This window comes from Burkholderia sp. AU31624, assembly GCF_020420065.1.
GTDB lineage: Bacteria > Pseudomonadota > Gammaproteobacteria > Burkholderiales > Burkholderiaceae > Burkholderia.
In genome coordinates, this window is the sequence record NZ_JAIZRT010000002.1 from 1008205 (window position 1) to 1030386 (window position 22182).

A 22182-nucleotide genomic window follows, 5' to 3' on the forward strand; every position below is an offset into this window, starting at 1 on the left:
GGGGAGTATCGCGAATCCGTCGCTGTTGCGCGATGAGTCACGGCGCGCACGCGCATGCGGCCGCGGCACCGGCCGGCGAGGGATACATCGGAGGTCCGATGTATCCCCGTTGGTCAAGCGGGCATCAAGACGCCGCCATCCCGATCCCGAACACATGCATCTTGCCGGCGCTCACCTGCCGCGGCAGCACGATGCTCGTCACCACCTTGCCGGGCGGTACCGGAATCTTCTGCGCGAAGATGTAGGTCTTCACGTTGTCCTGCTGACCGCTGCCCGAATTGCGGTACGCCATCGTGACGGCGATCGCCGCGCTGGCATGCGCGCTGCCGCCATTCAGCGTCCAGTCGTCGAACGCCAGCGTCACAGCCTGACTCGTGCCATCCGCAAAATTCAGCTGCGCCGTACCGCTGCTCGGGCCATTGTTGGCCGAGCCGAGCACCACCACGCCGGTGCCGGCCGATCCCGGCGGCAGCATCACGGTCTGGCCGACGGTCACGGTGTTGTCGAGCGAGAGCGGCCCGCCCGCCACCGCGACGCTCGCGCCGGCCACCGCGAACGGCTTGCCGGGCTGCACGCCCGCCGCTGCCAGCGCATTCAGCGAGTAGCTGAACAGGCTGCCGTCGAAGTCCGCGCCCTGGCCGTCGGCATTGGTCGCGCCGTCCGCGCTGAAGCCGCGATTGTTGTAGCTGTCGACCGCGTTGATCGCCACCGGCACGCCGAACGACGGCGGCTGCTTCCGGCTGCCCCATTGCGACGGCGCGCTGCCCATCGCGAAGTGCAGCGTCGCGCCGTTCGCGATGTCGTCGTAGGCGACCCACGGCACATCGTGCGCGCGACCGTTGATCGACAGCGACTGCACATAGCTGGACGCGGGCGCGCCTTCGGCACGAATCCGCCACGTGCGGCCATTGCCGAGCCGCACATCGATCTGCGGGAACTGCGGACTGCCGATCGCCAGGCCCGCGACGCCGGGGATCTGCGGATACAGGCCCAGCGCACCCCACACATACCAGCCCGACACGGCGCCGAGGTCGTCGTTGCCCGGCAAGCCGTCGGGGCCGGTGCCGAACGCGCTGGCGAGGATCTGCTGCACCACGCGCTGCGTGCCCGACGGCTGTCCGGCCCAGTTGTAGAGCCACGGCACCTCGAAGGTCGGCTCGTTGCCCATGTAGAAGTTGGGCAGGCTCAGGCCCGCATTGAGCACCGTGAAGAACTGGTCGAGCCGCGACGTCACTGCCGCATTGCCGCCCAGCTGCGCGAACAGGCCGGCGCCGTTGTACGGCACCATCCACGTGTACTGCTCGGCATTGCCTTCCACATAGTTGTCGCCGCTGCTCGGGGTCTCGGGAATCCACGCGCCGTTCGACTGGCGCGCCGCGATCAGCGGCGGCGTCAGCGTGGTGTCGAGCAGGTTCTGCCAGTAAGCCGAGCGGCTCAGCAGCATGCGCTGCGTGGCGGCATCGCCGAGTGCGCCCGCGAAGCGCGAGATCGCGAAATCGCTGCTCGTGTATTCGAGCGTGGACGAAGCCTGTCCCCACTCGCCGTTGGTGATGTAGCCGGTCTGCAGGTAGCTCGCGCGACCGCCGTTGGTGGTCACGTTGTTGCAGGCCGTGCCGGGGATGTTCGCCATCTTCACCATGTGCTGCAGCGCGGACCGCGTATCGAAGCGCCGCGCGCCGAACGCATAGGCGTTCGAGACGATCAGCGAACCGGCGTCGCCCGGCATCACGCCGTCCTCGACGTTGTCGTTGACCCAGTGCGGAATCGCGCCGCACTGGTCCGCGTCGTTGATCAGCGACTGGATCATGTCGCTGGTCTCGGACGGGTTGAGGATCGACTTCAGCTGGATCAGCGAGCGGTAGATGTCCCAGCCCGAGAACGACGAATACTGGGCCTGCTGGCCCTTGGCGACCTGATGCACGGTGTTGTCGAAGCCGATGTACTGGCCGTTCACGTCACTGAAGATGCTCGGTGCCCACAGCGCGTGATACAGCGCCGTGTAGAACTTTTTCTTCGCGTCGAGCGTGCCGCCCGCCACGCGGATGCTATTGAGGCGGTCGTTCCAGATACGGTCGGCCTGTGTGCGGACACCCGCGAAGTCCCAGCCGCGATTTTCCGCGTCGAGGTTGGCTTTCGCGTTGGCGACGCTGACGTAGGAGATGCCGATCTTCATCCTGACCGTCTGGCCCGGGCGGAAACCCAGTTGGGCCACGCCGTGCGTAATCGACGCCGACGTAAAAGCCTGGTCGAAGGCGGCGTAGAAGTAGACGGGAACCGGCACCGAGTTGCCGCAGAAGCCACCGCCGATCGTGCTGCCGGAGATGGCGCTGTCGGAAACCTGCGTAACGGAGCCGGTGGTCGAGGTCTTGGTGTTGGTGCGGGTCGCGTCGAGTACCAGCAGCGCGGGTTTGCCGGCCGGGTACGCGAACTGGCCGAAGCCGGTGCGCAGCGTAGCGGTCAGCTCCACCTTGATCTGCGAGTCGAGCAGCACGGAATAGTAGCCGGGCCTGGCCGTTTCATTCGCATGACTGAAGGTTGGCGAGAGCTGCGTCGGGTCGGTGGTCGGCATGACCGGAAATTCGCCGTTGTTGCCGCTGCAGCCGGCGCCCGGCATGTGCGTCAGGCTGAAGCCCTGGATCGAATGGATGTCGTAGTAGTAGCCGGCGGGCGAGTTCGGCTCCTGGCTGTTGCTCGGCGCCGGCGTGGTGTTGGTGTCGGGCGCCCACTGCACCATGCCCGACGGCAGGCCGGCGGCCGGTTCGACGCTGCCGGCCTGTCCCGCCGGCACCGGGTTCGGCGAATTGCTCGCGAGCGTGCCGATCAGCGGATCGACGTACTGCGTCAACGACAGGTTGCGGTTGTCATCGAGATTGGTCGTATCGGCCGAGGCATCCGACGGGCGTGCCGCCAATACCGACGCCGCGGATCCGTCGCTGCCGTCACCGCCTCCGCACCCGCTCAATGCGCACGCCGCGGCCAGGATTGCCGCGAGCGTCGTGAATCGAATCATGATCGCCCCTCCGGTTGTCCACGCACTTTGTTCTTTGGCAATCCAATCGATCGAACCGTTGCTGCGTCGTCGCTTGTTGCCGTCTTTCAGCGTCGTAACACTAGGATTTGGACGAATCCGTTGTCAATCGGATTTGGAGAGTTGTAATGTTTTTATTGGATTTACTAAACGAATCGAAACGCAATGAATTCAGACGACGTCGTGTTGAAGTCGCACTGTATCGGCGTGTGGGAGCGAGTGGCGTAGGCGGAGTTCGATGAGGCAGCGGAACATCACCTGTTGGTCGAAGCGATGCGTCTTGTGCCCACGTCTGCGGTTCATCGATACCCGACGAGGCGGTCAGCACGCATGTGTCCGTGAGTCATGCTGCAGGATGACTCACGGCCGACCGGTGAAGCGGTTTTTCGAGCTGCAGCGCGCGAAACATGCGGGCTTCGAGGTGACTCCGCCGCGCCGGCGCACGACGCCTTTTCGCCGCCGGTCAGGCCCCCGGTCGTTGCGAACGCACGCATTGCGCGAGCGCCCGCACACCCGGCTCGATCCGCTCGAGCGGGATCGCGGAGAACCCCATCCGGAAGCAGCGCCGCGCGTCGCCTTCATCGTTCATGAAGAACACGCTGCCCGGCTCGATCAGGATGCGGGCTTCCTGTGCATCGGCGGCGAGGCGCGTCGCATCCAGCCACGGCGGGCCCTCGACCCAGCACGACGCGCCGCCCGTCACCGGCACGTAGCGCGCTTCCGGCAAGTGCGCATCGAGCGCGGCCATCAGTGCCTGCGAGCGCTCGCTGTACGCATGCGCGAGCCGACGCAGCAACGCGTCGTGATGACCGAGCGCGAGAAAGGTCGCGAACGCGCGCTGGATATACGCAACCGGGTGGCGCACCATCAGCCGCCGCAGCGCGCGCAGTTCGCGGATCAGCTCGCGCGGCCCGACCACGTAGCCGAGACGCAGCCCCGGCGCGAATGTTTTCGACAGGCTGCCGACGTAGATCACGCGGTCGGCCGTGTCGAGGCTCTTCAGCGCCGGATGCGGCGTGCCGGAGAACGTGTTCTCGCTCTCGTAGTCGTCCTCGATGATCACGAAGTCATGCTGCTGCGCGCAATCGAGCAGCGCGCGGCGGCGTTCGACCGGCATCGTCGCGGTGGTCGGGCACTGGTGGCTCGGCGTCACGTACACGTAGTCGCAGCGCGAGAGCGTCGCGCCGAGCGCGTCGGGTGCGATCCCGTGGCCGTCGACGGGCAGCGGCAAGAGCCGTGCGTTGCGGTTCTCGAAGATGTTGCGCGCATCCGGATAACCGGGGTTCTCGAAGCCGACCGTCGTGTGCTTGCCGCACAGCAGGTCCGCGATCAGGTACAGCGCCTGCTGGCAGCCGTTCGTGACGACGATCTCGTCGGGCATCGCGAACACGCCGCGCCGCGGCAGCACGCGCGTGCGGATTTGCTGGATCAGCGATTCGTCGTCGCGTTCGATCAGGTCGGGCGCCCAGTTGCGGATCTCCATCACCGACAGCGCCTTCAGGCAGCATTCGCGCCAGTCGTTGGTCGGAAACAGCGACTGGTCGAATTGCCCGTAGATGAACGGATATTCGTAATGCTGCCAGTTCGCGGGTTTCACGATGTTGCGCTGCCTCGACGGCGGATACGCGATGCGCTTGTCCCATGCGGGGCGGCCGGGTGTTGCTTCGCTGCCGCCCGGCTGCACAGTGGGCTTGGCGGCCGCGAAGCCAGGCACGCCCTCGAGCATCTTCGGGTTCACGAAGTGCCCGCTGCGTTCGCGCGAGATCAGGTAGCCCTCTTCGACGAGCATCTGGTACGCGAGCACGACGGTGTTGCGCGCGACGCCGAGCTGGTCGGCGAGCTCGCGGCTCGACGGCAGCGCGGCATCGGGCGCGAGCTGGCCGTCGAGGATCGCGGCCACGAGCATCCGCCGGATCTGGTCCTGCAGGCTCGACGCCGACGACCGCCGGAACTGCTGGGCCCATAAGGCGGTCGGGGTACGACTCGGCATGCTTCCTCCTGTGATCGGTACGGGAAACGCGAGGCGGTGCGCGGGGCGTGCGTGCGGCCCGCGAGGGGCGCGATGTCGCGAGAATACGCGCGCCGCGCCGCGGATGTGGACTCAATGAAAGGTGCCGTCTGGCACTACTGCGCGCCGACGTGGCAAGACGATACTCAAACCGTCGCCGCTGGACGATCCGGATTAGTCCCCGGTTCGCGGGCGCAGGGAGGCGTGCGCGCATCGCGTTCGCCTGCAACGTGATGCCAAGGAGAGGCGCGCCATGCACGTCGTCGTGTTCAGGGATCGCTGCGAGCGCGTGATCCGCATCGTGTTCGACGATGCACGTGCGACGGCGGTCGCGTATCGCGACGACGAGGCGATCGGCGAACTCGATATCGACGACGACAGTGGCGGTGCCGGGCGATCGCCGTCGCTCACGCGGCTGTACGTCGAACCCGCGTATCGGCGCAGCGGCATCGCGCACACACTGCTGGCGTGCGCGTCGCGCGAATTCGGGCGGCCGATCCGCATCGATGCCCACGCACGGGAATGGCCCGATACGCCGGCCTGGGCGACGCTGTGCCGCTGCCTCGAATACGAAGGGCTGGTGGTGGTGCGCTAACCGGAAGCGTGACCAAGATCACGCTTCACAAAGACGGAGACGACATGAGCACGGTCCTGAAGCCGATTCCCGCATCCGACGTGCGGCACGAAGCGCTGCGCATCGACGGGCAGCGCGTGTGGCGCGACGCGGTCATCGACGTGCGCAACCCGTACGACGGCGCGCTGGTCGGCACCGTGCCGAAGGCGACACTGGACGATGTGCGGCGTGCGTTTGCCGCCGCACGTGCCTACCGGCCGACGCTCTCGCGCTACGATCGCGCGGCGATCCTGCGCCGTGCGGCCGACATCGTGCGTTCGCGCACCGCCGAGATTGCAGCGCTAATTACGGCCGAGTCCGGCTTGTGCATCAAGGATTCCACATACGAAGCCGGCCGCGTGGCCGACGTGCTGACGTTCGGCGCCGGTGAAGTGCTGAAGGACGACGGGCAGATCTTCTCGTGCGACTTGACTCCGCACGGCAAGAAGCGCCGCGTGTACACGCAGCGCGATCCGCTGCTCGGCGTGATCTCGGCGATCACGCCGTTCAATCATCCGATGAACCAGGTCGCGCACAAGATCGTGCCGTCGGTCGCGACCAACAACCGGATCGTGGTGAAGCCGTCGGAGAAGGTGCCGCTGTCGTGCTACCTGTTCGCGGACATCCTGTACGAAGCCGGTTTGCCGCCACAGATGCTGCAAGTGCTCACCGGCGACCCGGAGGAGATTGCCGACGAGCTGATCACGAACCCGGCGATCGATCTCATTACGTTCACGGGCGGTGTGTCGATCGGCAAGTCGATTGCGTCGCGCATGGGCTACCGACGTGCGGTGCTCGAACTCGGCGGCAACGATCCGATCATCGTGATGGAAGACGCCGATCTCGATGAAGCGAGCACGCTCGCGGTGTCGGGTTCGTATAAAAACTCGGGGCAGCGCTGTACCGCGATCAAGCGGATGCTCGTGCACGAGTCGGTGGCCGATCGCTTTACCGAACTCGTGGTCGAGAAAACGCGTGCGTGGTCGTACGGCAATCCGTCCGATCCGTCGGTCGACATGGGCACGGTGATCGACGAAGCGGCCGCGAAGTTCTGCGAGCAGCAGGTGAATGACGCAATCGCACGCGGGGCGCGGCTGCTGGTCGGCAACGTGCGGAGCGGCGCGCTGTATTCGCCGACGGTGATCGATCGCGTGACGCCCGACATGCCGCTCGTGAAGTACGAAACCTTCGGCCCCGTGTCGCCGATCATGCGTTTCCGCGACATCGACGAAGCGATCCGGATGTCGAACAGCACCGACTACGCGCTGTCGTCATCGGTCTGCACGAACCGCTTCGACCACATCACGCGCTTCATCACCGAGCTGGAAGTCGGCAGCGTGAACGTGCGTGAAGTGCCGGGCTACCGGCTCGAAGTGACGCCGTTCGGCGGCGTGAAGGATTCGGGGCTGGGCTACAAGGAGGGCGTGCAGGAAGCGATGAAGAGCTTCACGAACGTGAAGACGTATTCGCTGCCGTGGTGAGTGCGGCGGGGAAGGGCGCATCGCGCCCGCCCGCCGCCAACCGCGTTACTGATAGAAGTTGAGCGTGACCATCGCCGAACGGCCCGGCGCCCACGTCGCGTAGATCGGATACGCGCTCGAGTAATACTTCTTGTCGAACAGGTTCTGCACGTTGAGCTGCACGTCCATCGTCTTGTTCACGCGCCACGTCGCGGCCGCGTCGAAGCGTGCGTAGCCGGGCGTCCATTTCTTCGTCGTCGCGGATACCGACGCATAGGTCTGGCTCATCACCGTCGCACCCGCGCCGAGCGTGAGCTTCGGCATCACGTCGTAGCTCGTCCACAGCGTGAAGTTGTGCTTCGGCACCATCACCATCGGCAGGCCCGATGCGCCCGGGCTGCCGGGGCCGGCATCGGTCGTGATCGCGTTCAGGTACGAGTAGCCGCCGAACACGTGCCACTTCGGCGTCAAGTTGCCCGCGAAGCCGAATTCGACGCCGCGCACGCGCTGCTTGCCCGCGTTGACCGTGTGACCGAGGCCGTCGCTCACGCGCGCGTTGGTCTTCTCGGTCTGGAACAGCGCCGACGTCAGCGACAGCTGATCCTGCAGCACGTCCCACTTCGCGCCGATCTCGATGTTGCGCGAGCGTTCCGGCGCGAGATCCTGGTTCGTCGCGGTGATCTGGTCGGTGCCGCCGCCGAGGCCGCCGTTCGAACCCGGCGGGTTCGACGACGTGCCGTACGACGCATACAGGCTCACGTTGCTCACCGGCTTGAACACGAGGCCGAACTGGTAGCTGAACAGGTTCGACGTGTTCGACAGGTCGGCCACGCCGGCCTGCTTGCCGGTCGTGTCGTAGCGGTCGAAGCGAAGCCCCGTGTTGAACTGCCAGCGCTCGGACAGCTTCACGGTATCGAAGAGGTACGCGGAAACCGTGTCGGTGCGCGTGTTCGTCGTCGCGCCGGGGAAGCCCTTGTCGCCGTTCAGCACGATGCTGCCGGTCCACGGCATGTTCGGGTTCCAGCCGCCCGCGAGCGGCGTGCAGTTGCCGGCCACCGAGCAGGGGCCGCCCGAGCGGATGTTGTTGCCGGTCGCATCCGACACGAGGTAGCCCTCGTAGCGTGCCTGTTCATGGCTGAACTCGACGCCGGCCGTCATCGTGTGCTTCATGCCGAACAGGCTTGCGCTGCCGGTCACTTCGGTCTGGTTCGAGAAGCCGTTGAGCGCGTACTTGCCGCTCTTCGCCTGCAGGCTCAGCATGGTCGGATTCGACGCGAGGATCTGCGGATTCGTCGCCACGTAATCGAGCGTCGAGCGGCCGAACATCGTCGTGTTCTTCAGTTTCCAGTCGTCGTTGAGCTTGTGCTCGACGCGCACCTGGGCGGTGTCGGTCTGCCCGTAGCGGTAGTCGCGCGTATTCAGCCCGAAGAACTGGCCGCGATCGGTCGGCACCGGCGCACCGCCCGACGCGCGGAACGGCACGCTGAAGTCCGGCATGTCGTACGAGTTCATGTGGTAGTAGCTGACCGTGACCGTGGTCGGCGTATTCAGCCCGAACACGATCGACGGCGCGACGCCCCAGCGCTTGTTGTACACGTCGTTGCGGCCGGCCTGGTTCGCGTCGTGACCCATCACGTTCAGGCGCACGGCCGTCGTGTCGTTGATCTTGTGGTTCGCGTCGACCGTCGCGCGCTTGTAGCCGTCGGTGCCGAAGCCGATGCTGCTGTTGATGAAGTTGTCGTTCTTCGGCGTCTTCGTGACGATGTCGATGCTGCCGCCCACCGAGCCGCGGCCGGCGTAGACCGAATCGGGGCCCTTGATCACGCTGATCTGCTCGACCGCGAACGTTTCGCGGTTCTGCAACCCCGAGTCGCGCATCCCGTCGACGAAGATCGAGTTGCGCGATTCGAAGCCGCGGATCACCGGGCGATCGGCCGACGGGTTCGCGGCCGCGTCGCCGCCGAGGAACGTGATGCCCGGCACCGAGCGCAGCGCGTCCGCGAACGACGTGACGTTCTTTTCCTTGATCAGTTGCTCGGGGATCACCGTGACCGAGCGCGGCGTGTCGAGCAGCGGCGCGGTGAACTTGTACGACGGCGAACGTTTCACCTGCATGTCCGACGGCGCGGTCGACTGGACGTGGATCGTCGGCAGCGTCGCCTGCACGTCGGCGGCCGGGGCGGGCTGGCCGGCGGCGGGTGCGGGAGCAGGGGCGGTTTCGGCGGAAGCGAGCAGCGGGGTCAGGAACACGGAGCAGGTCAGCGCCGACACGAGGGCGCGAGGCCTCGTCTTGAACTGGGCGGGCATATCGAGAGGCAGCAGAAGGTTCGGTGAGCAGGTGCGTCTTCTCGATGCCGGGCGGGCCGCACGGAACATCGGAAAACGTCAATGTAAATGCGTATGATTCGCGTTTGCGGTCGCAATTGTACGGATTGGTACTAATTCTGTAAACGATCGAATGGTTTTTGTACTAATTCGGTCAGGCTTTCGTGGGGGGCGGATTGCCTTTGCGTGGCGTGCAACACCACTTTCCATCACCCGGCCGTGCGCGGCGGCGACGACTCGATACACTGCCGTACCGGTTGGACGGGCCCCGGCAAGCAGGCCCCGAGCATGGAGACAACACAAGATGGACACCCAACGCGCAGCAGTCGTCACGTACCGAGGCGATGCGATCGAGAACACGCACGTCGCCCATGTGGCGGTGGTCGATGCACGCGGCCGGCTGCTGGCCCGGTTCGGCGATCCGTTCCGGATGACGCTCGCGCGCTCGGCGGCCAAGCCGGCGCAGGCGCTGTCGGTGCTCGAGACGGGCGCGCCCGAGCGTTTCGGCTTCGACGATGCGGATATCGCGCTGATGTGCGCGTCGCACAGCAGCGAGGACCGGCACATCGAACGCACGCGCGCGATGCTCGCCAAGGTCGCCGCGCACGAATCGGACTTGCGTTGCGGCGGCCATCCGCCGTTGTCGGACGCGGTGTACCGCGCGTGGATCAAGCGCGACTACACGCCAACCGGCGTGTGCAGCAACTGTTCGGGCAAGCACGTCGGGATGCTGGCCGGCGCGCAGGCGATCGGCGCCGCGATCGCCGATTACCATCTGCCCGAACATCCGATGCAGGTGCGCGTGAAGCACGTGGTGGCCGACGCGTGCGGGCTGCGCGACGACGAGGTTGAGTGGGGCATCGACGGGTGCAACCTGCCGACGCCGGCGTTTTCGCTGGACCGGCTCGCGCGGCTTTACGCATCGCTGGCCGACGGGGCGGATACGGTGGAAGCGGGCGGTGACGCCATCACCGATCGCGTCCGCGCGCTGGCGCGCATTCATCATGCGATGACCGCGTATCCGGAGCTGGTTGCCGGCGAAGGGCGCTATTGCACGGTGCTGATGAACGCGTTCGGCGGGCAGGTGGTCGGCAAGCTCGGCGCCGATGCGTGCTACGGGATCGGCGTGCGGGCGTCCGAGCGCACGCGGGCGCTGGGCGCCGATGGCGCGCTCGGCATCTCGGTGAAGATCGAGGACGGCAATCTCGACGTGCTCTACATGGTCGTCAGCGAGCTGCTCGAGCGGCTGCAGATCGGCACGGCCGAGCAGCGCGCGCCGCTGGCCGGCTTCCATCGGCCGCGGATGCTCAACACGCAGGGTGTCGAGATAGGGCACGCCACGTTCCCGTTCGAATTGCAGGCGGCTTGATCGGCCTGAACGGCGCGGATGCGCTGCTGCCGGTGGTCCGCGACGCGGGCCGTGCGCAGCGGCGCGAACCCGACCCAGGGCGCGTGCGCTACACGCTCGCGCCGCGAATCTTCGTCAGCTCCAGCGCCGACAACTCGCCGATATGCGCGAGGTGTTCCGCGAGAAAGTCCTTCAGCACGCGCAGCTTCGCCGAGCTGCGCCGGTTCGCCAGGTACGCGATGTAGATGTATTCGCCCGTCAGCCGGTTCTGCAGCCGGTAGCGCGGCAGCACGGCTTCGAGCCGGCCGCTCGCGAGCAGGTCGCGCACCAGCCAGATCTCGAACTCCGCGATGCCGAGCCCGGCGCAGGTCGCTTCGAGCAGCAGCTCCGAATGGTCGGTGACGAGGTTGCCGGCCGGCAGCACGCTGTGATGCGCGTCGCCGTTCACGAGATCCCAGCGCGGATCGCCTTCCGGATGCACGTAGCGCAGGCAGTTGTGTTGCTTGAGGTCGTCCGGCGTGACCGGGCGCCCGCAGCGGTCGAGATAGCCGGGCGTCGCGCACAGGATGCTGTCGTTGCGTGACAGGCGGTGGACGACGAGGTTGTCCAGGTAGTTCTCGCCTTCGTGAATGTCGAGATCGAAGCCGCCGGCCACGAGGTCGTTGTGGTTGTCGGTGAGCCGCACGTCGAGCTGGATCGTCGGGTAGCGCGCGAGGAACGGCGCGACCAGCGGCGCGAGATGGCGGCGGCCGAACGCCACCGGCGCGGTGAGCTTCAGCGGGCCGCTCGGCTGCGCATTCAGCTCGGCGACCACGCGCAAGGTGTCGTCGAGATCGGCGATCAGCGTGACGGCGCGTTCCAGGTAGATATGGCCGGCTTCGGTGAGCGTCACGCTATGCGTGGAGCGGTGCAGCAGCGCGACGCCGAGCGCCTCCTCGATCGCGGTGACCTTGCGTGCGACGGTGGACGTCGACACGTGCATCTCCTTGGCGACCGCCGAAAAACTCCCCGTTTCGACCACCCTGACGAACGCGCGCATCGCGCCCATGTGATCGATGCCGGTTTCCCTCGCGCCTTTTTTCATCCGATTCTCATTGTTGCGTGCCACGCAAAACCGCTTTCGATAATACAGAAGGGAGGTTGTTTTTGCAAAGGCATAGAATGCGAACCCGTCGCGTCGGGAAGCGGCGCACGACGAGCGGCACGAGACATCCAGGAGGGGCACGATGACAGAAAACGGCTTCCGCGTCGAAGCGGATCTTTTAGGTAAGCGAAGCATCCCGAATGAGGCCTACTACGGCGTCCATACGCTGCGCGCGAAGGAGAATTTCGACATTTCGGGCCGCACCATCGCGTCGCTGCCGTACTTCGTGATGGCGCTCGCTGCAGTGAAGGAGGCCGCGGCCGACGCGAACTGCGAACTCGGGCTGCTGCCGCGGCCGTACCGCGATGCGATCGCCGCCGCGTGCGTCGAGATCCGCGAAGGGCGCCTGCACGACCAGTTCGTCGTCGACATCATCCAGGGCGGGGCCGGCACGTCGACCAACATGAACGCGAACGAGGTGATCTGCAACCGCGCGCTCGAACTCATGGGGCACGCGCGCGGGCAGTACGAATACCTGCATCCGAACGAGCACGTGAACCTCGCGCAGAGCACCAACGACGTTTATCCGACCGCGATCCGCGTGGCGACCTGCTTCGCGGTCGAGCACCTGCTCGAGGCGATGGCGCGCCTGCGCGATGCGTTCGCGGAGCGCGCCGACGCGTTCGCCGGCTTGCTGAAGCTCGGCCGCACGCAGCTGCAGGACGCGGTGCCGATGACGCTCGGCCAGGAATTCTCGACCTACGCGGTGATGCTGACGGAAGACATCGCGCGCCTGCAGGAAGCCGGCTGGCTGATTCGCGAGATCAACCTCGGCGCGACCGCGATCGGCACGGGGATCACCGCGCATCCGCAGTACGCGGAGAAGGCGCTCGCGGCGCTGCGGCGCATTACCGGGCTCGACCTGAGCACCGCGCCGAACCTGATCGAAGCGACCCAGGATTGCGGCGCGTTCGTGCAGGTGTCGGGCGTGCTCAAGCGGATCGCGGTGAAGCTGTCGAAGATCTGCAACGACCTGCGGCTGCTGTCGAGCGGCCCGCGCGCGGGGTTCGGCGAGATCAACCTGCCGCCCGTGCAGGCCGGCTCGTCGATCATGCCCGGCAAGGTGAATCCGGTGATCCCGGAAGTCGTCAACCAGGTCGCCTTCGAGGTGTTCGGCAACGACCTGACCGTGACCTTCGCGGCCGAGGCCGGGCAGCTTCAGTTGAACGCGTTCGAGCCGGTGATCGCCAGCGCGCTGTTCCGCAGCTTCAGCCACCTGACGGCCGCCTGCACGACGCTCGCGCAGCGGTGCGTGAGCGGGATCACCGCGAATCCCGAGCGGCTGCGCGAAACGATGGAACGCTCGGTCGCGCTCGCGACCGCGCTGAACCCGTACATCGGCTACAAGCGCGCGACCGCCGTGGCAGCCGAAGCGCACGCGACCGGCAAGTCGATCCGCGAGGTCGTGCTGGAGCGCGAGTGGATGACCGCTGCGCAGGTCGAGGAAGCGCTGCAACCCGAAGCACTGATCCGGCCGCGCGTGCTTTGACGCCGGCTGCGCGGGCCGTCGGTGCGTGACGCCGGCGGCTTGCATGCGACTGCATCCGACGCGCCCCCGCGCGGGGCGCGACACATCAAGAAACAACGGAGACACACGATGACCCACAGCAGCGAGCGCCTGGCCGATTCGGCCGGTGGCGCGGATTCCCGACATGCCGACCCGGATGCGATGTTCGCGTCGCACGAAGCCGGCTATGCGAAGCAGTTGAAGCCCCGGCACGTGCAGATGATCGCGATGGGCGGCGCGATCGGCACGGGCCTCTTTCTCGGTGCGGGCGGGCGCCTGCAGCACGCGGGGCCGGCGCTCGCGCTCGTGTACCTCGTCTGCGGCGTGTTCGCGTTCCTGATCATGCGCGCGCTCGGCGAGCTCGTGATGCACCGGCCGACCAGCGGCAGCTTCGTGTCGTATGCGCGGGAGTTCATGGGCGAACGCGCCTCGTTCGTCGCGGGCTGGATGTACTACCTGAACTGGGCGACCACCGGCATCGTCGACATCACCGCGGTCGCGATCTACATGAAGTACTGGGCCGTGTTCACGGACGTGCCGCAGTGGGTGTTCGCGCTCGGCGCGCTCGGGATCGTGTCGGTGATGAACATGATCGGCGTGAAGGTGTTCGGCGAGATGGAGTTCTGGTTCTCGCTCGTCAAGGTGGGGACGCTCGCGGTGTTCCTCGCGGTCGGCGCCGTGTTTCTCGCGAGCGGCCATCCGGTCGCCGGGCAGATGCCGGGGCTTCACCTGGTCGCGGATCACGGCGGGATCTTCCCGCACGGCATCCTGCCGGCCGTGCTGATCGTGCAGGGCGTCGTATTTGCGTACGCGAGCATCGAGCTCGTCGGCGTCGCGGCGGGCGAGACGGCCGATGCGCGCAAGGTCTTGCCTAAAGCCATCAACAGCGTGATGTGGCGGATTGCGCTGTTCTACGTCGGCTCGGTCGTGCTGTTGACGATGCTGCTGCCGTGGACGGCGTACAGCGCGCACGAAAGCCCGTTCGTGACGTTCTTCAGCAAGCTCGGCGTGCCGTACGTCGGCACCGTGATGAACGTCGTGGTGCTGACCGCCGCGCTGTCGAGCCTGAACTCCGGCCTCTATTCGACCGGGCGCGTGCTGCGCTCGCTCGCGATGGGCGGATCGGCGCCGCGCTTCGTGTCGCGGATGAACGCACGCGGCGTGCCGTACGGCGGGATCCTGATCACGGTCGCGATCAATGCGATCGGCGTGCCGCTGAACTACATCGTGCCGGCGCAGGCGTTCGAGATCGTGCTGAACATGGCGTCGCTCGGGATCATCACGACGTGGGGCTTCATCGTCATGTGCCAGATCCTGTTCCGTCGTGCGGTCGATCGCGGCGAGCTGAAGGCCGTGTCGTTCCGGATGCCCGGCGCGCCGTTCACGTCGTGGCTCACGCTGGCCTTCCTCGTCGGCGTGCTGGTGCTGATGGCATTCGACTATCCGGGCGGCACGTGGACCATCGCGACGATTCCGGTCGTCGTGCTCGCACTGGTGGTCGGCTGGAAGCTGGCGAAGCGTGGTGCGGCGCGCGAGCAGGCGGCGGATGCGCTTGCATCTTCGGCCACGCGCGCCGTTGCCGATCCGGTGCGGGGCGCCTGAAGACGGTATGCGCCGGGCGCGCCGGGTCGTTCGCGGCCGGCGCCCCGGCGTGCCGCCAAGGTCAGTTCAAACCGGCTCGTTCGCCGACCCATCGGGCGAACGAGCCGGCCATCTCCGCGGTCAGCTCGTGGCCGGCCGCATACAGCCGCGTTTCGTGCGCGACGCCGAGCGCGGTGAGCTTCGCGTCGGCGGTGTCGGCCCACGCGACGGGCAGCTTGTCGTCGGCGCGGCCGTGCACGATCAGCGCATGGAGCGGGCGAAGGGCATCGCGCGGCGCGATCAGCGGATCGATTTCGGGCAGGATGCGCCCGCACAGCACTGCGAATGCGGTGACGTCCTGCGGCGACGTGAGGCCGACGCTCGCGCTCATGATGCCGCCCTGGCTGAAGCCGGCAATCACCGTCGGCAACGCGGCGCCCGCGTCATCGTTGCCACGGAAGCTGCGGAGCAGCGTGATCAGCTTGAGTCGGCTCGCGTCCGCGCGGGCCGCGTCGATTTCGGGGCCGTTCGGGCCGAAGCGCACCGGAAACCACGCATGCTGGTCGGGCCCGAACGCGAGCGGCGCGCGCAGGAAGGCGATCTCGATGCGCGGATCGATGACGTCGGCCAGGTTCAGCAGGTTGGTTTCGTTGCCGCCGACGCCATGCAGCAGCAACAGGCGGGCAGCGGGGCGGCCAGTGGCCGGGCGCAGCCGGTACTGGAGGCCCGACTCGGGATCGGTGGTCAGCGGCAGGACGTTGGGCATTGCGTGGGGTCCGGAAAGGGGAGCGATGCGACAGTCTAGGGCGTGCGGGCGGCGACGTGAATCGCCGCCGTGCGATTGATTGTTTCCCAGTGGGAATGAATCGGGTGTCCCGCGATGCCACGTTGCTCGTTGTTCATATACCGATCGGGTGACTCGTCATCAGCGCGCGGAATGGTTAAAATAGATACATTTCGTAGATACACGAGGGGCGAGGATGGATACTGCCAAGATTTTCAAGCATGGCGGATCGCAGGCTGTCCGTCTGCCGAAGGATTTCCGCTTCGACACGACCGAGGTCCGGATTCGTCGCCACGGTTCATCCGTGATTCTCGAGCCGGTGCCGCAAGACTGGGCTTGGCTCACGCCGCTGATCGGCCCGGTGGACGCCGATTTCGAAGCCGCCGCCACGACCGAGCCTGGTGCTCAGGAGCGACCGGATCTGGACGTATTCGAATGAAATTTCTGCTGGATACCAACGCGGTAATCGCCATCCTGAAAGGCGAGCCGGCCATGCTGGCACGGCTGCGCACGTATCAGCCAGCCGATTTCGGCATGCCGGCGATCGTCGCGCATGAACTCTATTACGGTGCCTACAAGAGCCAGAGAGCGGCTGCGAACGTGGCACGTGTCGAGGCACTTCAGTTCGAGGGGGTGGCGTTCGATGTCGAAGATGCTCAGCACGCCGGCGAGATTCGTGCGCATCTGACCGCGGCGGGCACCCCGATCGGTCCGTACGATGCGTTGATCGCCGGGCAGGCACGCGCGCGGCGTCTGGTGCTCGTCACGCATAACGTGCGCGAGTTTGCGCGAGTTCCGGGGCTACAGGTCGAGGATTGGCTCGCCGACGCGCGTGAAAACTGATCGCATGGCGGTCAGGCTGCAACGGGAGTGGAATCGTCCGGCGCGCGGGTGCCCGTTTCGCGTCACCGCAACCGAATCACCGTCGACTTCAACTCCGTATTTTTCCCCAGCGCGTGCAGCGGGGGATGCGCTGGCGGCGCAGCGAATCCGCCATCTCGTGGAAACCCCTCGCAAGCAATTCGATTCGCGGACGACGAATAAGAGCATGAAGATCCGCGATTCGATCTTGTCGACCACTACGCAAGCGCGGCCGGCGGGGGCGGGATGTCAACGGGCCGACGGCAAAAAAAGGCTTCAGATTCTTCACGCCGCACCGACGGCATGCTCCGTCGACACTCCTATCCCCGCCATCGCTCGATCGATGTGAGTGACGCCTGCTGCGCGCGAATATCCATTGATTGACGACTGTCGAGAAATTGCGTCTCGACCAACCCGCATCGCGACGCCGAAATGGCATCGCCATTGAGGCGTGCCCGATGTACGGTGGAGAACACGTGATAAGCAGCTCGCGTGCGACAGCGCCACAGCGCCCGTACCGCTAGGGAAAACCATAGTCCTCGCGGTGCCACTCGCGAAAGACCGAGTAAGCCCGCAGTCAGCTTCGCTCTTCAGAATCGCCGAACTCATTCAAAAAGCAAACCAGGAGACAGGCGATGCATGATGGGTTGGTGAAAAAAATCGAAGCGCATCCGAAGTATGCGCAGCTCAAGCGACGGCGCAACACGCTCGGTATCTGCCTGACCGTGCTGATGCTGATCGTGTACTACGGCTACATCGCACTGATCGCATTCGACAAGTCGTTCCTCGCGAAGCCGGTGAGCACCGGCGTGACGAGTGTCGGCGTACCGGTCGGCATGGCGGTGATCGTGTTCACCGTCGTCATCACCGGCATCTACGTGCGCCGCGCGAACAACGAATACGATCAACTGACGCAGGACATCCTGCAGGACGTCGCCCAATGAAGAAGACACTTTCGATGACGCTGGTCGCGCTGCTGGCTGCGGGCGTATGCGGCGCGGCCGTCGCGGGCGGCGGCGATGTCGGGCAGACCGCCAAGCAGGCGACCAACACCACGGCCATCGTCCTGTTCGCGCTGTTCGTGGCCGGGACGTTGTGGATCACCAAGTGGGCGGCGTCGCGCACGCGTTCCGCGGCGGATTTCTACACGGCCGGCGGCGGCATTACCGGGTTCCAGAACGGCCTGGCGATCTCGGGCGACTACATGTCGGCGGCATCCTTCCTCGGCATTTCCGCGGCGGTGATGACGTCGGGCTACGACGGCCTGATCTACTCGATCGGCTTCCTGGTCGGCTGGCCGATCATCACGTTCCTGATGGCCGAGCGGCTGCGCAACCTCGGCAAGTTCACCTTCGCCGACGTCGCGGGCTATCGCTTCGAGCAGGGGCCGATCCGCAGCTTCGCCGCGATCGGCACGCTGGTGGTGGTGGCGTTCTACCTGATCGCGCAGATGGTGGGCGCGGGGCAGCTCATCAAGCTGCTGTTCGGTCTCGACTACTGGGTGGCGGTCGTCATCGTCGGCGCGCTGATGATGGTCTACGTGCTGTTCGGCGGCATGACGGCCACCACCTGGGTGCAGATCATCAAGGCGTGCATGCTGCTCGCGGGCGTGACCTTCATGGCGATCATGGTGCTCGCGCAGTACGGCTTCAGCCCGGAGGCGCTGTTCGCCCATGCCGTCGAAGTCAAGACCGCGATCGCCGCGAATGCCGGCAAGTCGCCGGACGACGCGACCCGCATCGGGCTGTCGGTGATGTCGCCGGGCGGGTTCATCAAGGATCCGATCTCGGCCATCTCGTTCGGCATGGCGCTGATGTTCGGCACCGCCGGCCTGCCGCACATCCTGATGCGCTTCTTCACGGTGCCGGATGCGAAGGAAGCGCGTAAATCCGTGTTCTGGGCCACCACGTGGATCGGCTACTTCTACGTGCTGATCTTCATCATCGGTTTCGGTGCGATCACGCTGGTGCTGACCAATCCGGAACTGGCCGACGTGGCCAAGGGCGTGATCAAGGGCGGCGCGGGCACGGCCAACATGGCCGCGGTGCTGGTGGCCAAGACGGTGGGCGGCGACGTGTTCTACGGCTTCATCTCGGCCGTGGCGTTCGCGACGATCCTGGCGGTGGTGGCCGGGCTCACGCTGTCGGGTGCGTCCGCGGTGTCGCACGATCTCTACGCCACCGTCTTCAAGAACGGCAAGGCCAACAGTGCCGACGAGCTGAAGGTGTCGCGCATCACGACGCTGGTGCTCGGCGTGATCGCCGTGCTGCTGGGCATCGCGTTCGAGAAGCAGAACGTCGCGTTCATGGTGTCGCTGGCGTTTGCCGTGGCGGCATCGGCCAATTTCCCGGTGCTGTTCCTGTCGATGATGTGGAAGGGCTGCACCACGCGCGGCGCGGTCATCGGCGGCTTCCTCGGGCTGGTCTCGTCGGTGGGGCTGACGATCGTGTCGCCGTCGGTGTGGGAGGCGACGCTCGGTTATCCGAAGGGTTCGGCATGGTTCCCGTACACGTCGCCCGCGTTGTTCTCGATGACGATCGGCTTCGTCGGCGTGTGGCTGTTCTCGGTGCTCGACACGAGCCTGCGCGCGAAGGCGGAGAAGGGCGCGTTCGCCGCGCAGCAGGTGCGTTCGGAAACGGGGCTGGGGGCGACGCGCGCCAGCAGCCACTGACCGGTCGTTAGCCGCTCAAGCCCGCACCGGGGCCGACGATGCAGTCCATGTATCGTCGCTCCGGGGCGGGCGGAATCGTTTTCATCCGTCCGTAGAATCACGCCCGGCAATAAAAAATCGCGAACTCGACTGAATTCGTCGATAATGCGCAAACGTTTTACGAAAGCCCGATTGCGGCTAATTCGCGGATTAAATAAATAAAAATAAAATATCCGAACCTGGAATTCAAAGGCCGCGCAGGATCGCCGACCGAAGCCTTGTGGCATGAGGTTAACGGCAGATCCAGGCAAACCTTTAGGGCGCTTTCGTCGCAATTATTCATTTCGTTTTTATCAATGAATGATTGATTTCCGGTCATCGGAGCGTCATACACCATCCCCGATAATTCGGCGCTCACATTCTTTCAATAGACCAAACGGCGGTCGAAGCCGGATCGCTGCGGGGAGCTGTACTCATGACCATCCGTCATCGCATTACGCTGCTAGTCGTCCTGACGTTCTTCGCGCTGTCCGCGATCGGCATCTATGCTGTGTACCAGACCCGCAAGAGCGCGTCCGAGGTACGCCAGGTCACCCAGGGAATCGTGCCGAGCGCGCTCGCGTCGGCGGATCTCGTCGCCGATGTGAAGAACATCCAGATCGCGACGATGACGCTCGTCTATGCGCCCGACGCGAACACCGCCGCGCAGGCGCGCGACGAGCTGAAGGCGAAGCAGGGCGCGCTGCGCGCCGCGCTCGACGTGCAGGCGAAGTCGGCGGTCGGCCAGGCGCAGGTCGGGCTCGTCTCGCAGGCGAAGGAGAGCGCCGCGAACTATTTCGCGGCGATCGACGACACCGTGAAGATGAAGGCCGACGGCAAGCCCGAGATGGCGCAGGCGTACCTGTTCGCGAACGTCGCGCAGTATCGCGACGAACTCGAAAGCATCGTCGACACGCTGCGCGTCGAGAAGAACCGCCAGAAGGACGACGCGATCAGCGCGCTGAACGGGATGCTGTCGACCACGGCGACGGCGATCGCGGGCGTCGCCGGCACGGTGATCGTGCTGCTGACCGCACTCGGCCTGCTGCTGTATCGCCAGATCACGCGCCCGCTGATCGGGATGCAGACGGCGATGAGCGAGATCGCGACGAGCCAGGATTTCACGCGCCGCGTGCCGGTGGGCCGGATGGACGAGATCGGCCATTCGATCGTCGCGTTCAACGGGATGATCGAGAAGATCCAGGAGAACTCGGCGCAGCTCAAGCAGAAGACGGCCGACATCCAGGCGATGCTGCAGAACATGCAGCAGGGGATCCTGACCGTCGTCGAGGGCGGCGTCGTGCATGCGGAGTATTCGGCATACCTCGAAACCATCTTCGAGACGAACGATATCGCCGGCCGCGACCTGATGGCGCTCGTGTTCGACGATTCGAACATCGGTTCCGACGCGCGCTCGCAGGTCGATGCGGCCGTGCACGCGTGCCTCGGCGAAGACAGCATGAACTTCGCGTTCAACGAGCACCTGCTCGTGAACGAAGTCGCGAAGCGGATGCCGGATGGCCGAGACAAGTGGCTCGACCTGAGCTGGTCGGCGATCACCGACGAGACCGACACGGTCGTGCGCCTGATGCTGTGCGTGCGCGACGTGACCGAGATTCGCGAGCTGACCGCGCAGGCCGGCGAGCAGCAGCGCCGCCTCGAAATGATCGGCGAGATTCTGTCGATCAGCCAGGACAAGTTCCACGACTTCGTGCACAGCGCGAAGGGCTTCCTCAGCGAGAACGAGCGGATGATCCGCCAGCACGAGCGCGCCGATCACTCGATCGTCGCGGCGCTGTTCCGCAACATGCACACGATCAAGGGCAATGCGCGCACGTACAGCCTCCAGCACCTGACCAACATCGTCCATGAAGCGGAGCAGGCGTACGACTCGCTGCGCCGCGCGGACGGCGGCCCGGAGTGGAACCGCGACGCGCTGATGGACGACCTGGCCCGCGTGCGCGACGCGGTCGAGCACTACGCGACGATCAACGCGGTCACGCTCGGCCGCAGCGGCGAAGCGGTGCAGGGCGCCGACTTCCTGATGGTCGAACGCGCGCACATCAGCGAGAGCCTGCGCGTGCTCGACGGCGCCGATCCGGCGAACGCGTCCGACTGGCACGCGGCGCGCGACGCCGTGCGCCGCATGCTGAGCCAGCTCGGCACGCAGGGCATCGGTGATGCGCTCGGCGGCGTGATCGAGTCGCTGCCGTCGCTCGCGGCCGAACTCGGCAAGCCGGCACCGGTCGTGCATATCGACAGCCACGGCCACCGCGTGCGCAGCGAAATCGCCGCGACGCTGAAGAACGTGTTCATGCACCTGCTGCGCAATTCGATGGACCACGGGATCGAATCGTCCGACGAGCGGCGCGCGGCCGGCAAGGCGGCGTCCGGTACGATCGACATCGCGGTCGGCGTGGGCGGCGGCGAGCTGTGGTTCGTGCTGAGCGACGACGGCCGCGGCCTCGCGCTCGACCGGATTCGTAGCATCGCGCGCGAGCGCGGCTGGATCGATGCCGACCACGACGCGGGGCTGTCCGACGAGGATGTGGCCGAGCTGATCTTCCGGCCGGGTTTCTCGACCGCGAGCACGGTGACCGAAGTGTCGGGGCGCGGCGTCGGCATGGACGCGGTGCGCAACTTCCTGAAGCGCGACGGCGGCGATATCGCGCTGCGCTTCACCGACGATCGCGTCGGCGCGCCGTATCGCGCGTTCGAGACGATCGTGACGCTGCCGGCCCGTTTCGCGGCCGACGGCGCCGCCCAGGGCGTCGCGCACGAGCGTGCACGCAGCGCGGACATCGACGCGGCGGAGTGACGACGTGATCGGGCAG

At 66.0% G+C, this 22182-nt stretch carries 15 protein-coding genes; 10 read left to right on the top strand and 5 right to left on the bottom strand.

Annotated elements, in window-relative coordinates:
• Positions 1 to 124: 124 nt before the first annotated feature.
• Both LGM89_RS09795 and LGM89_RS09800 read right to left on the bottom strand, forming a co-directional pair.
• Positions 125 to 3010 carry a GH92 family glycosyl hydrolase gene (locus LGM89_RS09795; RefSeq protein WP_226272947.1) on the bottom strand — a complete coding sequence of 962 codons (2886 nt, stop codon included), beginning with the start codon at positions 3008 to 3010 and terminating at the stop codon, positions 125 to 127.
• 481 nt (positions 3011 to 3491) lie between these two features.
• Complete coding sequence (locus LGM89_RS09800) at positions 3492 to 5018, bottom strand: PLP-dependent aminotransferase family protein (RefSeq protein ID WP_089497256.1); 1527 nt, start codon at positions 5016 to 5018, stop codon at positions 3492 to 3494.
• A 271-nt stretch (positions 5019 to 5289) separates the two neighbouring features.
• Between LGM89_RS09800 and LGM89_RS09805 the strand changes: the two genes are divergently transcribed.
• Both LGM89_RS09805 and phnY read left to right on the top strand, forming a co-directional pair.
• A complete protein-coding gene (locus tag LGM89_RS09805) occupies positions 5290 to 5631 on the top strand; it encodes a GNAT family N-acetyltransferase (protein ID WP_226272948.1) in 342 nt (113 codons plus the stop codon).
• Between the two features lie 44 nt (positions 5632 to 5675).
• Positions 5676 to 7130 carry a phosphonoacetaldehyde dehydrogenase gene (gene phnY, locus LGM89_RS09810; RefSeq protein ID WP_226272949.1) on the top strand — a complete coding sequence of 485 codons (1455 nt, stop codon included), beginning with the start codon at positions 5676 to 5678 and terminating at the stop codon, positions 7128 to 7130.
• A gap of 45 nt (positions 7131 to 7175) precedes the next feature.
• Here phnY and LGM89_RS09815 read toward each other — a convergent pair whose 3' ends face one another.
• Entirely contained in the window at positions 7176 to 9416 is a 2241-nt protein-coding gene (locus tag LGM89_RS09815) for a TonB-dependent receptor (protein ID WP_226272950.1), read from the bottom strand.
• Between the two features lie 322 nt (positions 9417 to 9738).
• Between LGM89_RS09815 and LGM89_RS09820 the strand changes: the two genes are divergently transcribed.
• Positions 9739 to 10803, top strand: coding sequence for an asparaginase (locus LGM89_RS09820; protein WP_089432480.1), 1065 nt, complete (start codon positions 9739 to 9741; stop codon positions 10801 to 10803).
• A gap of 88 nt (positions 10804 to 10891) precedes the next feature.
• Here the strand turns inward: LGM89_RS09820 and LGM89_RS09825 are convergent, their stop codons facing one another.
• A complete protein-coding gene (locus tag LGM89_RS09825) occupies positions 10892 to 11866 on the bottom strand; it encodes a LysR family transcriptional regulator (protein ID WP_089474592.1) in 975 nt (324 codons plus the stop codon).
• Between the two features lie 142 nt (positions 11867 to 12008).
• Between LGM89_RS09825 and LGM89_RS09830 the strand changes: the two genes are divergently transcribed.
• Both LGM89_RS09830 and LGM89_RS09835 read left to right on the top strand, forming a co-directional pair.
• Positions 12009 to 13415, top strand: a complete 1407-nt coding sequence (locus LGM89_RS09830) for an aspartate ammonia-lyase (RefSeq protein WP_089427816.1) — start codon at positions 12009 to 12011, stop codon at positions 13413 to 13415.
• Positions 13416 to 13523: 108 nt separating this feature from the next.
• Complete coding sequence (locus tag LGM89_RS09835; protein ID WP_226203804.1) at positions 13524 to 15035, top strand: amino acid permease; 1512 nt, start codon at positions 13524 to 13526, stop codon at positions 15033 to 15035.
• A gap of 61 nt (positions 15036 to 15096) precedes the next feature.
• Here LGM89_RS09835 and LGM89_RS09840 read toward each other — a convergent pair whose 3' ends face one another.
• Positions 15097 to 15780, bottom strand: a complete 684-nt coding sequence (locus tag LGM89_RS09840; RefSeq protein WP_226272951.1) for an alpha/beta hydrolase — start codon at positions 15778 to 15780, stop codon at positions 15097 to 15099.
• A 214-nt stretch (positions 15781 to 15994) separates the two neighbouring features.
• Here LGM89_RS09840 and LGM89_RS09845 point away from each other — a divergent pair, with 214 nt between their 5' ends.
• The 5 genes from LGM89_RS09845 to LGM89_RS09865 all read left to right on the top strand — a co-directional run bounded on the left by LGM89_RS09845 (position 15995) and on the right by LGM89_RS09865 (position 22166).
• Positions 15995 to 16237, top strand: coding sequence for an antitoxin (locus tag LGM89_RS09845; protein ID WP_089497250.1), 243 nt, complete (start codon positions 15995 to 15997; stop codon positions 16235 to 16237).
• Entirely contained in the window at positions 16234 to 16641 is a 408-nt protein-coding gene (locus LGM89_RS09850; protein ID WP_089497249.1) for a type II toxin-antitoxin system VapC family toxin, read from the top strand. Before LGM89_RS09845 ends, LGM89_RS09850 begins: the two co-directional genes overlap by 4 nt.
• A 653-nt stretch (positions 16642 to 17294) precedes the next feature.
• A complete protein-coding gene (locus tag LGM89_RS09855) occupies positions 17295 to 17603 on the top strand; it encodes a DUF485 domain-containing protein (protein WP_043179330.1) in 309 nt (102 codons plus the stop codon).
• Entirely contained in the window at positions 17600 to 19330 is a 1731-nt protein-coding gene (locus LGM89_RS09860) for a cation acetate symporter (protein WP_089497248.1), read from the top strand. Before LGM89_RS09855 ends, LGM89_RS09860 begins: the two co-directional genes overlap by 4 nt.
• A 454-nt stretch (positions 19331 to 19784) precedes the next feature.
• A complete protein-coding gene (locus tag LGM89_RS09865) occupies positions 19785 to 22166 on the top strand; it encodes an ATP-binding protein (protein ID WP_226272952.1) in 2382 nt (793 codons plus the stop codon).
• Positions 22167 to 22182: the final 16 nt, after the last annotated feature.